The 12912-nt window shown below is 66.7% G+C and carries 10 protein-coding genes; 5 read left to right on the forward strand and 5 right to left on the reverse strand.

Translation table 11 applies throughout. The annotated features are described in order from the left end of the window. Nucleotides 1–90 precede the first annotated feature (90 nt). Nucleotides 91–1641, forward strand: coding sequence for an alpha-N-arabinofuranosidase (locus tag OVA11_RS10230; protein ID WP_268067277.1), 1551 nt, complete (start codon nucleotides 91–93; stop codon nucleotides 1639–1641). A 70-nt stretch (nucleotides 1642–1711) separates the two neighbouring features. Then, a complete protein-coding gene (locus tag OVA11_RS10235; protein WP_268067278.1) occupies nucleotides 1712–3352 on the forward strand; it encodes an NAD(P)/FAD-dependent oxidoreductase in 1641 nt (546 codons plus the stop codon). 13 nt (nucleotides 3353–3365) lie between these two features. On the opposite strand, the gene metC is transcribed toward OVA11_RS10235, so the two are convergent. From metC to OVA11_RS10260, 5 genes are all read right to left on the reverse strand, one after another. Continuing rightward, nucleotides 3366–4526, reverse strand: coding sequence for a cystathionine beta-lyase (metC, locus tag OVA11_RS10240; protein WP_268067279.1), 1161 nt, complete (start codon nucleotides 4524–4526; stop codon nucleotides 3366–3368). Between the two features lie 24 nt (nucleotides 4527–4550). Continuing rightward, nucleotides 4551–5408 carry a 3-mercaptopyruvate sulfurtransferase gene (gene sseA, locus OVA11_RS10245; RefSeq protein ID WP_268067280.1) on the reverse strand — a complete coding sequence of 286 codons (858 nt, stop codon included), beginning with the start codon at nucleotides 5406–5408 and terminating at the stop codon, nucleotides 4551–4553. Nucleotides 5409–5482: 74 nt separating this feature from the next. Next, nucleotides 5483–6481: a cysteine synthase A gene (locus OVA11_RS10250; protein WP_268067281.1), complete on the reverse strand. Its 999-nt coding sequence runs from the start codon at nucleotides 6479–6481 to the stop codon at nucleotides 5483–5485. 176 nt (nucleotides 6482–6657) lie between these two features. Next, a complete protein-coding gene (locus OVA11_RS10255) occupies nucleotides 6658–7899 on the reverse strand; it encodes an SAM-dependent methyltransferase (protein ID WP_268067282.1) in 1242 nt (413 codons plus the stop codon). A 43-nt stretch (nucleotides 7900–7942) separates the two neighbouring features. Further along, nucleotides 7943–9394, reverse strand: coding sequence for a cryptochrome/photolyase family protein (locus OVA11_RS10260; RefSeq protein ID WP_268067283.1), 1452 nt, complete (start codon nucleotides 9392–9394; stop codon nucleotides 7943–7945). A gap of 61 nt (nucleotides 9395–9455) precedes the next feature. Here OVA11_RS10260 and kdsA point away from each other — a divergent pair, with 61 nt between their 5' ends. The 3 genes from kdsA to OVA11_RS10275 all read left to right on the forward strand — a co-directional run bounded on the left by kdsA (nucleotide 9456) and on the right by OVA11_RS10275 (nucleotide 12906). After that, nucleotides 9456–10319 (forward strand): 3-deoxy-8-phosphooctulonate synthase, encoded by an 864-nt coding sequence (gene kdsA / locus OVA11_RS10265; RefSeq protein WP_268067284.1) that lies wholly within the window; start codon nucleotides 9456–9458, stop codon nucleotides 10317–10319. Nucleotides 10320–10321: 2 nt separating this feature from the next. Beyond that, entirely contained in the window at nucleotides 10322–11323 is a 1002-nt protein-coding gene (gene rfaD, locus OVA11_RS10270) for an ADP-glyceromanno-heptose 6-epimerase (RefSeq protein ID WP_268067285.1), read from the forward strand. 101 nt (nucleotides 11324–11424) lie between these two features. After that, nucleotides 11425–12906 carry a hydroxymethylglutaryl-CoA synthase family protein gene (locus OVA11_RS10275; RefSeq protein WP_268067286.1) on the forward strand — a complete coding sequence of 494 codons (1482 nt, stop codon included), beginning with the start codon at nucleotides 11425–11427 and terminating at the stop codon, nucleotides 12904–12906. The last annotated feature ends 6 nt before the right edge of the window (nucleotides 12907–12912 follow it).

Below are 12912 nucleotides of genomic sequence, written 5' to 3' on the forward strand. Positions count from 1 at the left end.
GTCGAACGGCGATCCGGAAACTATATTGTCGGACAAATAGGCGCCTGCTATGGCTTCCTCAACGACGTATCGTTGATTGGGGAGAGAACCTTGGGCGGTAAGTGGTTGGGCGCGGCGATCGCGCTACTGGCCGTGGCGACGAGCGCGCAGGCGGGCGAAATCAGAGCGACGGCGACGCTCAAGGCCGATCAATCGGGCCCGACGATTTCCCGCTACATCTACGGTCAGTTCTCCGAGCACCTGGGCGCTGGCGTCTATGACGGCATCTGGGTCGGGCCGGATTCGAAGATTCCCAACGTTCGCGGCGTCCGCAGCGACGTGGTCGGCGCGCTGAAGGCGATTAAGACACCCGTGATCCGTTGGCCCGGCGGCTGCTTTGCTGACGAGTACAAGTGGCGCGACGGGATCGGCCCGCGCGACAGGCGCCCGTCGCGCAAGAACAACTGGTGGGGCGGCTCGCCCGAGACCAACGCCTTCGGCACGCACGAATTCATGGACTTCGCCGAGCAAGTCGGCGCCGATCCCTATGTCGCCATCAATGTCGGTTCGTCCAATCCGACCGAGATGCGCGAGTGGATCGAGTACATGACCTCGCCGGGCGAGGACACCCTGGCCCAGGAGCGGCGCGCCAACGGCCGCGACAAGCCCTGGAAGGTGCCGTTCTTCGGCATCGGCAATGAGAACTGGGGCTGCGGCGGCGAAATGACGCCGGAGTACTACGCCAACGAGTACCGCCGCTTCTCGTCGTTCTTTCACAAGAACAGCGACAACCCGGGGGTTCGGGTGGCGTCGGGCGCCAATTCGTTCGACGTGAACTGGACCGACGTGGTCACCAAGGCGGCGGCCAAGCACATGGACGCCATCTCGCTGCATTACTACACGATCCAGACCGGAGACTGGAGCAAGAAGGGCGCGGCCACTGGCTTCGACAAGGCCGCCTGGGGCAAGTCCTTCGCCCAGACCCTGCGGATGGATGATCTGCTTCGCCAGCACATCGCAGTGCTGGACCGCAATGATCCACAGAAGCGCATCGGCCTTTATGTCGATGAATGGGGGACCTGGTACGACACCGAACCGGGGACCAACCCCGGCCACCTCTACCAACTCAACACCTTGCGCGACGGCGTGCTGGCGGCGGTGAACTTCAATATCTTCCATCAGCACGCCGAGCGGGTGCGGATGGCGAACATCGCCCAGACCATCAACGTCCTTCAGGCGGTGATTCTGACCAAGGGCGATCAGATGGTGCTGACCCCGACCTACTATGCGCACCAGATGTACTTGCCCTTCCAGGACTCCACGGCCATCCCCCTGGAGACCAAGGCGCCGGAGATCGACGTCGCGGGCAGCAAGATCCCGGCGTTCAACGCCTCGGCGGCCAAGGGCAAGGACGGCAAGGTCTATGTCGCGGTCGCCAACATGTCGCCCGACGACGGCGTTAATCTGACGGTCTCGCTTGCCGGCCTGAAGGCCAAGGCCGTCAGCGGCCAGGTCATGACGGCGGACAAGCTGGACGCGATGAACGACTTCGGCGCCAAGCCGGTGGTCGTTCCCGTCCCGTTCAAGGGAGCCAAGGTCTCGGGGGATCGCCTGTCCTTGGACATCCCCTCGAAGTCGGTCGTGGTCGTGAGGCTGGACTGACCTAGGGGCCAAGGGACGACGCCCTCGTCCTGGATGGCGCATCGGCCGCGTTCCGGCTAAGAGGCGCGTCATGCTGCGTATTTCGGAACTGAAGCTGCCGCTCGGCCACCCGCCGGACGCGATGAAGCCCGCCATCCTGGCGCGTCTGGGCGTGCCGGCCTCGGACCTGGTGAGCTTCGCGGTGGCTCGCCGCGCCAACGACGCGCGCAAGAAGTCCGCCATCCAGATGGTCTATTCGGTCGATGTCGTCCTGCGCGACGAGGCCGAGGTGCTGCGCCGGTTCGAGGGCGACCACCATGTGCGGGTCACGCCGGACACCGGCTATCGCTTCGTCGCCAAGGCCCCCGAAGGCTTTGATGGGCCGCGCCCGGTCGTCATCGGCGCGGGTCCCTGCGGGCTGTTCGCCGGCCTGATCCTGGCGCAGATGGGCCTGAAGCCGATCATCGTCGACCGCGGCAAGGTCGTGCGCGAGCGCACCAAGGACACCTGGGGGCTTTGGCGCCGCAGCGAGTTGAACCCGGAGTCCAACGTCCAGTTCGGCGAGGGCGGGGCGGGGACCTTCTCGGACGGCAAGCTCTACAGCCAGATCAAGGATCCGCGTTTCCTGGGCCGCAAGGTCCTGACGGAGTTCGTCAAGGCGGGGGCGCCCGAGGAGATCCTGACCGAGGCCCATCCGCACATCGGCACTTTCCGCCTTGTGCACATGGTCGAGAACATGCGGGCCCTGATTGAGAGCCTGGGCGGCGAGTATCGCTGGCAGCACCGGGTCGAGGACTTCGACATCGCGGTGGGCGAGGACGGCGTGCGGCGCGTGAAGGGGCTGCATATCGCCGGCCAGCCCTACCTGCCGGCCAGCCACGTGGTCATGGCCCTGGGGCACAGCTCCCGCGACACGTTTCAGGTCCTGTACGATCGGGGCGTCCATATCGAGGCCAAGCCGTTCTCGATCGGCGTGCGGATCGAGCATCCGCAGTCGTGGATCGATCGCGCGCGCTTTGGCGACTGCGCGGGCCACAAGGACCTGGGCGCGGCGGCCTACGCCATCTCGCATCACTGTAGGAACGGCCGGACAGTCTACAGCTTCTGCATGTGCCCCGGCGGCACCGTCGTGGCCGCGACCTCCGAGCCGGGTCGCGTGGTGACCAATGGCATGAGCCAGTACTCGCGCAACGAGCGGAACGCCAATTCCGGCTTCGTCGTCGATATCGATCCCGAGCGCGACTATCCGGGCCACCCGCTGGCCGGCGTCGACTTCCAGCGCAAGTGGGAGAGCCTGGCCTTCCAGGCCGGCGGTGGCACCTATCAGGCGCCGGGCCAGCTGGTCGGCGACTTCCTGGCGGGGCGTCCATCGACCGCGTTCGGCGCGGTGACGCCGTCCTACAAGCCGGGGGTCCATCTTACGGACCTAGCGCAATGCCTGCCTGACTTCGCCATCGAGGCCATGCGCGAGGCGCTGCCCGTCTTCGGCCGTCAGATTCCCGGCTATGACCATCCGGATGTCGTTCTGACCGGCGTGGAAACCCGCACCTCCTCGCCGGTGCGGATCACGCGCGGCAAGGACTTCCAGAGCCTCAACACCGCCGGCCTCTACCCGGCCGGCGAGGGCGCGGGCTATGCCGGCGGTATCCTTTCGGCGGCCGTCGACGGCATCAAGGTCGCCGAGGCTGTGGCCAAGCAGTACGTCGCCGAGGGGCTGATCAGCGCCTGCTGAAGCCGCCCTCCGGTCAGATCTTGGCGGCGTTCAGCGCGTCGAAGCCCCGACGCAGGTCGGCCTTGAGATCTTCTACGCTCTCCAGACCGATGTGCAAGCGCAGCAGCGGGCCTTCCAGCTTCACCGGGATTGAGCGCGCCCCGAGCTGCGGATCGCAGTTCAGCGCCAGGCTCTCATAGCCGCCCCAGGAGAAGCCGAGCCCGAAGAGCTTCAGGCTGTCGAGGAAGGCGTGAACCGCCTTCTGCGAGCAGGGCTTGAGGACGACGCCAAACAGGCCGCAGGCGCCTGTGAAGTCGCGCTTCCAGAGGGCGTGACCGGCGTCGCCGGGGAGGGCAGGGTGCAGCACCCGCGCCACCTCGGGTCGCTCCTGCAGCCAGCGGGCGATGGCGAGGCCGTTCTCCGCGTGGCGGGGCAGGCGCGTGGCGAGCGTCCGCAGACCCCGCAGCATGGTGTAGGCGTCGTCGGACGACACCGACCAGCCGATGTCCCACATCGCCTCGCCCAAGAGCTTGGCGACCGCGTCGTCGCGGGTGGCGACCGAGCCCATGAAGCAGTCGGAGTGCCCCCCGACATACTTGGTCAGGGCCTGGACGCTCATCGTCACGCCATGCGCCAGCGGCTTGAACAGCAGGCCGGCCGCCCAGGTGTTGTCGATCAGGGTCAGGACCCCGCGCGCGTTCGCCATCTGGGCGATGGCCGGCACGTCCTGCATCTCGAAGGTCAGCGAGCCCGGCGCTTCCAGCACGATCAAGCGGGTGCTGGGAGACACCAAGGCCATCAGCGCCTCAGGCGAGAGCTTCGGATCGTAGTAGCGCGTGGTGACGCCAAAGCGGCCTAGCACCCGATCGCAGAAGCGGCGGGTGGGCTTGTAGGCGCTGTCGACGACCAGCACATCGTCTCCGGCCTTCAGCACGGCCAGCATGGCGCCGGTGATCGCCGCCAGGCCCGAGGGGTAGAGGGTGACATTGGTCGCGCCCTCCAGCTCGGCCAGGGCGTTCTGCAGCGCTGTGGGCGTCGAGAGGCCGGTGATGCCGTAGGTCAGCTGATCGTCGTCATAGAGCGAGGCGGCGTCGGGCAGCAGGACGGTCGAGCCCCGCTGGATCGGCGGATTGACGGTCCGCCCCAGGCGAGCAGGCTCCGAGCCCGTGTGGATCAGGCGGGTTTCTTCATCCATGGCGGGTCTCGACGGTAAGGCGGGCTACTGGGCCGGTCCCGTGACGACCGGCGTATCCGCCAGGCCGCCCCATTCCGTCCACGAACCGTCATAGACCGCCGAGCGGGGCTTGCCCATGCGCGCCAGCGCCAGGGCCACGACAGACGCGGTGATGCCCGAGCCGCAGGTGGAGACGACGGGCTTGTTGATATCCACGCCGGCGGCCTCGAACACGGACTTGAGCTTTTCCGCCGACAGCAGGGTCCCGTCCGGCGCGATCAGGGCCGACAGAGGGATGTTGCGGGCGCCGGGCATGTGGCCGCCGCGGAGGCCTGCGCGCGGCTCGGGATCGACGCCCTCGAAGCGACCGGCGGCGCGCGCGTCGACGACCTGCTCGCGACCGGTCGCAACGATGTCGCGCATCTGGTCGAGCGAGCGATAGACATCGGCCTGATAGCGCGGCGTGAAGTGCCGCTCTTGCGGATAGGCCGGACCATCCTCGATCGGGCGGCCTTCAGAGATCCACTTGGGAAGACCGCCGTCCAGCACGACGACGTCCTCGTGACCCATGGCCCGGAAATGCCACCAGACGCGGGCGGCCGGCAGGATGCCTGTACTGTCGTAGACGACGATGCGCGAGCCGTCGCCCAGACCCAGTTTGCGAACCCGCGAGGCGAACTTGGTCGGCGTCGGGATCATGTGCGGAAGATCGCTGGTCTCGTCGGCGATCTCGTCGATGTCGAAGAACACCGCGCCGGGAATGTGCGCCGCCAGGAACTCCTTGTGCGGGTCGCGCTGGGCGGCCGGCATGTGCCAGGAAGCGTCGACCACGCGCACGTCGGGAGCGTCGAGATGCTGGGCCAACCAGGCGGTGGAGACCAGCGGATCGGACGGGGTGCTCATGGAGGCGCCTTTCGGGGTCTGACTCGCCACGTTGCGGGGCGGGCAACATCGCCCTCGCGCGCCCTGATCGCAAGCTACATCCAGGGCGGCGTCGGCAGGCCCTTTTCCTTAAGGAAGGCGGGGTTGAAGAGCTTGGACTGGTAGCGCGAGCCATGATCGCACAGCACCGTCACAATGGTGTGGCCAGGACCCATCGCCTTGGCCAGCTTGATCGCGCCGGCGACATTGATCCCCGCCGAACCGCCCAGGCACAGACCTTCGTGCTGCACGAGATCATAGAGCACCTCCAGCATCTCCTCGTCGGAGACACGGAACGGATCATCGATGGCGAGGCCCTCGAGATTGGCAGTGATCCGGCCCTGGCCGATGCCTTCGCTGATCGAGGAGCCTTCCGATTTCAGCTCGCCGTCCCTGTACCAGGCGTACAGCGCCGCGCCGTAGGGGTCAGCCAGGCCGATCCTCACGCCCGGCTTGCGCTCGCGCAGCGCCGCCGCCACGCCCGCCAGCGTGCCGCCCGAGCCGACGGCGCAGATGAAGCCGTCGACCTTACCATCTGTCTGATCGAAGATTTCCGGCCCCGTGGTGCGATAGTGCGCGTCGCGGTTGGCGGTGTTGTCGAACTGGTTGGCCCAGATCACGCCGTTCGGCTCGCTCCTCGAAAGTTCCTCGGCCAAGCGCCCGGAATAGCGGACGTAATTGTCGGGGTTGGAATAGGGAACGGCGTCCACCTCGACGAGCTCCGCGCCCAGCAGGCGGATGGCGTCCTTCTTCTCCTGGCTCTGGGTGCGCGGGATGACGATGGTGGTCTTGTAGCCCAGCGCCGAGGCGACCATGGCCAGGCCGATGCCCGTATTGCCCGCCGTGCCTTCGACGATGCGACCGCCGGGCTTGAGCAGGCCCTTGGCCTCGGCGTCTCGGATGATGGCCAGCGCGGCGCGGTCCTTGACCGACTGGCCCGGGTTCATGAACTCGGCCTTGCCCAGGATCTCGCAGCCCGTGGCCTCGCTGGCGCGGGCGAGGCGGATCAGCGGCGTGTTTCCGATCGCGTCGAGGACGCTGGGCAGAGCGGACATGGCGAGCCTTGGGGCTGTTTTGCGGATCGCTGGTAGATCGTGTCGCACCGCCCTTGCGCAACCCCAGTTTTCCTGAAGGTGCGACATCGGGGCGGTGAAAGCCTCAAGAGGTTGAGGTGGTTAGGGCTTTATCCACAAGAGGTCGGCGACACATACCAAGCCAAAAGGCTCATCAACTACGCCCGGCTGAGACCCAGCTGGATCACGTTGGTCCGCTCGGTCCGGAAGCCGGCCTCGCAGTAGCTCAGATAGAACCGCCACAGGCGCCGGAAGCGCTCATCGAAGCCGTCCTTGCGGATTTCGCTCCAGGCGGCCTCGAACCGGCGGGCCCATTCGGCCAGGGTGTCGGCATAGTTCTGGCCGAAGCGCTTGAGATCGCTCCATTCCAGGCCCGCGCGCTCTGTTTCCTCCTTAAGGCGCGCCTCGCTGGGCAGCATGCCGCCCGGGAAGATGTAGCGCTGGATGAAATCGGTCTGGCCACGATACTCGTCGAACAGTTCGTCGCGGATCGTGATGATCTGCAGGCCGGCGCGCCCGCCGGGGACGAGCACGTCGCGGACCTTGTCGAAGTAGGCCGGCCAATATTCCTCGCCCACGGCCTCGAACATCTCGATCGAGGCGACGGCGTCATAGCGGCCTTCGACGTCCCGATAGTCGATCAGGCGAATATCGGCCTTCTCCGAAAGACCCTGTTCGAACAGGCGCTTGCGGGCGAAATCGTACTGGGCCTGTGAAATGGTGATACCGGTGACCTTGGCCCCGACCTCCTTGGCGGCGAACTCGGCGAAGCCGCCCCAGCCGCAGCCGATTTCCAGCACATGCTTGCCGGGGGCCAGATCGATCGTGCGGGCCAGGGCCGCGTACTTGGCGCGCTGCGCCTCGGACAGCGACTGACCCGGACGTTCGTAGAGCGCCGAGGAATAGGTCATCGTCGGGTCCAGCCACTGCGAGTAGAAGCTGTTCCCTAGGTCGTAGTGGGCGTGGATGTTCTTCTTCGAGCCGTTGCGGCTATTGCGATGAAGCAGGTGATAGAGGCCGTGCAGCGCCCGCATGAACGGGTTGCCCGACACCAGGGCGCCGAGCTTGTCGAAGTTCAGCGAGAACGCCTCCAGCACCGCCGACAGGTCAGGGGTCTCCCATTCGCCGGCCATGAAGCCTTCGGCGAAGCCGATCGCTCCAGACGTAAAAGCCCGGCGCATGAAGTTGTAATCATTGACCTTCAGCGTCGCGTCGGGACCAGGGTTGGGGCCCGTGACCTTGAAGACCTTGCCGGTCGGAAGGATCCAGGTGATCGACCCGGCGTCCCAGTTGCCCTCGATGACGCGCAGGGCGGCACGAAACGCCGTGGGCGCGGTTCGCAGATCAGGGTCGTTCCAGAGCGCGGTTTGCAAGTCGGGATCTCGCATGCGGTTACACACCAGTTAAGGCCGTTGGCGACCGGCTCGTAAACCCCGCGCTCGGCTAGAGGCCATGATAGGCCTCCAGCGCCCGCGCCCGCGCCATGGCGTGGTCGACGATCGGTCGGCTATAGAGACGTTTGGCGCCTGCCGGCAGATGCAGGGGTTTGGTCCACGGCTTGTGGATAACATCGTCCGAGACGTTGCGAAGTTCCGGAACCCAGCGCCGGACATAGTCGCCCTTGGGGTCGAACTTCTCGCCCTGGGCGATCGGATTGAAGATCCGGAAGTAGGGCGCGGCGTCCGCGCCGCTGCCGGCGGTCCACTGCCAATTGGCGACGTTGTTGGCCAGATCGGCGTCCACAAGCGTATCCCAGAACCAGGCCTCGCCCTCGCGCCAGTCGATCAGCAGGTGCTTGATCAGGAACGAGGCGACGATCATGCGCACGCGGTTGTGCATGAAGCCTGTGGTCCACAGCTCGCGCATGCCGGCGTCGACGATCGGATAGCCTGTCTGGCCCTTCTTCCAGGCCTGCAGTGCGCCCTCATCCTTCGCCCAGGGAAAGGCGTCGAACTCCGTCTTGAAGTTGCCGGTTGGCATGTGGGGCCAATGGAACAGAATCGAGTGGTTGAACTCCCGCCAGCCGATCTCCGACAGGAACTTGTCGGCCTCGGCGACCGGAATGTCGCCTTGGTCCGCGGCGCTGCGCGTCGCCCGCCAGACCTGGCGCGGGCCAATCTCGCCGAAATGCAGATGCGGCGAAAGCTTGGAGGTCGCTTCGACGCCTGGGATGTCGCGCTTGTCGCCGTAGCCCTTGATGGGCCCCTTCAGGAAGGCATCGAGGCGGGCGTGGGCCCCGGCCTCGCCGGGCGTCCAGAGGTCGAAGCCCTTGGACCAGTCCGGCTGGGTTGGGTGCAGGGCCCAGGTCGCGAGGCCTTCGCTGGGCGGGAACTCATGCGGCGCGACAAGGCGGCCGGGCGCCGGCGCGACCGCGACTTCGGTCAGGTGCTCCCGAGCGGCGCGCCAGTAAGGGGTGAAAACCTTGTAGGGCTGGCCCGAGCCGTTCTTAACCGCCCAAGGCTCGTTCAGCAGGCCGGCGTTGAAGCTCTGGCAGTCGACGCCGCGGTCTTTCAGGGCCGCCTTGATCGCCGCGTCGCGGTCGGTCGCCGCCTGATCGTAAAGGCGGTTCCAGACCACGCTGCGCGCACCGGACTGGGCGATGAGGTCGTCGAGAACCTCGGCGGCGACGCCCTTGCGCAGCACGAGCCTGTTTCCGAGCGTCTCGAGGCTGGCGGCCAGGCTCTTGAGCGACTTGTCGAGCCACCAAAGCGAGGCGCCGCCCATCGGGCGCACGCCCGGTGTTTCATCAAGAATATAGAGTGGGATGACGGGGCGGCCGGTCAGCGCGGCATGGCGCAAAGCCGGATTGTCGGCTATGCGCAGGTCCTTGCGAAACCACACGATGACGGCGTCAGAGCCCGCCTTGCTGTCGCCAGAGTCGTTCCGCACTTGCACCGTCTTGCCCCAAGGGTCACCTCTGGGGCGCCCGAAGCCCTAATACGCTGGAATAGCCGTCGTGGATCAGCCCAAAGCCGTCGCCCCCAACGCCGTCGTCGAGATCAAGACTCCGACCGGCGCGCCCGTTCGCATCGGCAACGGCGAGAAGCTGTCGATCATCGCCGGCCCTTGCCAGATGGAGAGCCGCCAACACGCCTTGGAAACGGCGCAGGCGCTGAAGGAAATGGCCGACCGTCTGGGCGTCGGCCTGATCTACAAGACCTCCTACGACAAGGCCAACCGCACCTCGGCTAACGCCCAGCGCGGCATCGGCCTGAAGGACAGCCTGGCGATCTTCCAGGAGATCCGCGAGGTCACCGGCCTGCCGACCCTGACCGACGTGCACGAGACCAGCCATTGTCCGATCGTGGCCGAGGCCGTTGACGTCATCCAGATCCCGGCCTTCCTGTGCCGCCAGACCGACCTGCTGGTCGCCGCCGCGAGCACCGGCCGCGCGATCAACATCAAGAAGGGCCAGTTCCTGGCCCCTTGGGACATGAAGAACGTGATCGCCAAGGTCACGGGCGCGGGCAACCCGAACGTGATGGCCTGCGAGCGCGGCGCCTCGTTCGGCTACAACACCCTGGTCAGCGACATGCGCAGCTTGCCGATCATGAAGGAAATCGGCTGCCCCGTGGTGTTCGACGCCACCCACAGCGTGCAGCAGCCGGGCGGGCAGGGCACGTCCTCGGGCGGCCAGCGCGAGTTCGTGCCGACCCTGGCCCGCGCCGCCGTCGCCGTCGGCGTGGCCTGCGTCTTCATCGAGACCCATCCCGATCCCGACAATGCGCCGTCGGACGGTCCGAACATGGTGCCGATGAACCAGTTCGAGGCGCTGGTCGCCAACCTGCTGCGCTACGACGCCCTGACCAAGGCCGCCTGAGCATGAGCCGCCGCATCGTCCTGGTCACCGGCGGCGCCGGCTTCATCGGTTCGAACATCGTCGCGCGGCTCTGCGAGGACCCGGCGCTGGACGTCGTCGTCTGCGACCGCCTGCGCGATGCGGCCAGCGGCAAGTGGCGCAATATCGCCAAGCATCCGATCGCCGACTTCGTCGCCCCCGAGCAGCTGTTTGACTGGCTCGCCAAGCGCGGCGCCGAGGTCGAGCTGGTCATCCACATGGGCGCGGTCTCGTCGACCACCGAGACCGACGCCGACAAGATCGTGCAGTCCAACTTCGTGCTTTCGCGCGACCTGTGGGACTGGTGCGCCCAGCAGGGCAAGCGCCTGATCTACGCCTCGTCGGCCGCCACCTATGGCGACGGGGCTCTCGGCTTTGACGGCAAGGACGATCTGGCCTCGCTGCAGGCCCTGCGTCCGCTGAACGCCTATGGCTGGTCGAAGGCTCTGTTCGACATCTACGCCGTGCGCGAGGCCCAGCGCGGGCGTGCGCCGGCGCAGTGGGCGGGCCTGAAGTTCTTCAACGTCTATGGCCCCAACGAGGACCACAAGGGCGGCATGAAGTCGGTCGTCGCTCAGATCTGGCCGCGCATCGCGGGCGGCGAGGGCGTGAAGCTCTTCAAATCGCATCACCCGGACTACGAGGACGGCGGCCAGCTGCGCGACTTCGTCTATGTCCGCGACGTGGTCGACGTCGTCGCCTGGCTGGCCAAGAGCCCCGCCGTGAACGGTGTCTTCAACCTCGGCTCGGGTCAGGCGCGTTCGTTCCGGGATCTCGCCGTCGCCACCTTCGAGGCGGCGGGCCGCGCGCCCGACATCACCTATATCGACATGCCCGAAGTGCTGCGCGGCAAGTACCAGTACTACACCCAGGCCGATATGAGCCGCCTGCGCGCCGCCGGCTACAACGCGCCGATGACCGCGCTGGAAGACGGCGTGGCCGACTATGTGGCGGGCTACCTGAACACCGAAGATCCCTATCGCTGAACCGCGCCCCGCTAACGTCGGGGCACGGTTGCCGTCCGTTTCCGCGAGCGTAAGCTGACCGTCGATAAGTCGGGAAGAGCCCGACGGTCAGGGAGCGAGACATGGTCGGCATCGCCGCCTGGGGCGCCTATGCGCCGCGATTGCGTTTGAGCCGCAAGGCCGTCACCGAGGCCAACGCCTGGGTTGCGCCGAACCTCAAGGCCAAGGGCAAGGGCGAGCGGTCCATGGCCAATTGGGACGAGGACGCCCTGACCATGGCGGTCGAGGCGGCGCGCGACGCGCTCGGGCCCGACGATGATCGCTCGCACATCGACAAACTCTATTTTGCCTCGACGACCGCGCCGTTCGCCGACCGCCTGAACGCGGGTATCGTGTCGGCGGCGCTGACGCTGGAAAAGTCGATCACGGCGAGCGACGTGACGGGCTCGCAGCGGTGCGGGCTGACGGCGCTGGGGCAGGCGCTCGCCGCCGGCGGGACCGCGCTGGTCGCGGTGGGAGAGCGCCGCAAGGCCCGCGCGGTCTCGGCCCAGGAGCTGGACTTCGGCGACGGCGCGGCCGCCTTCGTGATCTCTGACGATCCCGGTGCGGCCGAGTTCCTGGGGCGTGGCAGCATCACCGACGACTTCGTCGACCACTTCCGGGGCGATGACGGTGGCTTTGACTACTACTGGGAAGAGCGGTGGATCCGGGACGAGGGCATCGTCAAGCTGGTCCCGCCGGCGATCCGCAGGGCGCTGGAGGTTTCTGGGCTAAGCGCCTCGGATGTCGATTATTTCTGCTTCCCGTCAACGTTCGCCGGCATGGCCGCCACCGTCGCAAAGTCGGTCGGGATCAAGCCGGAGGCGGTCCGCGACAACCTCGCCGCCGTGATGGGGGAAGCGGGCTGCGCGCATGGTCCGATCATGCTGGCCCACGCGTTGGAGCAGGCCAAGGCCGGCGAGGTCATCCTGGTCGCCCAGTTCGGCCAAGGCGCCGAGGCCCTGGTGTTCCGCGCCACGGGCCAGGGCGCGCGTCCGACCAGGGGCGTGACCGGTTCGCTCGCCGATCGAGAAGTCGAGACCAACTATCTGAAGTTCCTGACCTTCAACGGCCTGGTTGACTGGGAAAAGGGCATGCGGGCCGAGAAGGATAACAAGACCGCCCTGACCACCCTCTATCGCAACGAGGACATGATCCTGGGCCTCGTGGGCGGTCGCTGCCGCGAGACGGGCGTCATCCAGTTCCCGCGCACCCGCATCTCGGTGGCCCCGAACAATCCCGCCGTCGACACCCAGGAGCCGTACAAATTCGCCGAGCGGAGTGCGCGTATTCTCAGCTACTCGGCTGATTATCTGACGTTTTCTATGGCCCCGCCGAACCACTACGGCATGGTCGTCTTCGAGGGCGGCGGCCGGATCATGATGGACATCACCGACGTGTCGCCGGGCGACGTCGAGACCGGCCTGCCGGTGCGGATGGTGTTCCGCATCAAGGAGGTCGACGAGAAGCGCGGCTTTGTCCGCTACTTCTGGAAGGCGACGCCCGACCGGGCCGCCATCGCCGCGCAATCTGCTCAATCCACGAACATTCAGGCCGCCGAATAGGGAGAC

This window comes from Caulobacter sp. SL161 (genome assembly GCF_026672375.1).
In the GTDB taxonomy this organism is placed as follows: domain Bacteria; phylum Pseudomonadota; class Alphaproteobacteria; order Caulobacterales; family Caulobacteraceae; genus Caulobacter.

What these genes read in the sequence shown, in the direction of transcription:
- sseA (WP_268067280.1), bottom strand. Translation starts at nt 5,408, where the DNA reads ATGAGCACCCCGTCCGATCCGCTGGTCTCCACCGCCTGGTTGGCCCAG.
- metC (WP_268067279.1), bottom strand. Translation starts at nt 4,526, where the DNA reads ATGGATGAAGAAACCCGCCTGATCCACACGGGCTCGGAGCCTGCTCGC.
- OVA11_RS10235 (WP_268067278.1), top strand. Translation starts at nt 1,712, where the DNA reads ATGCTGCGTATTTCGGAACTGAAGCTGCCGCTCGGCCACCCGCCGGAC.
- rfaD (WP_268067285.1), top strand. Translation starts at nt 10,322, where the DNA reads ATGAGCCGCCGCATCGTCCTGGTCACCGGCGGCGCCGGCTTCATCGGT.
- OVA11_RS10250 (WP_268067281.1), bottom strand. Translation starts at nt 6,481, where the DNA reads ATGTCCGCTCTGCCCAGCGTCCTCGACGCGATCGGAAACACGCCGCTG.
- OVA11_RS10275 (WP_268067286.1), top strand. Translation starts at nt 11,425, where the DNA reads ATGGTCGGCATCGCCGCCTGGGGCGCCTATGCGCCGCGATTGCGTTTG.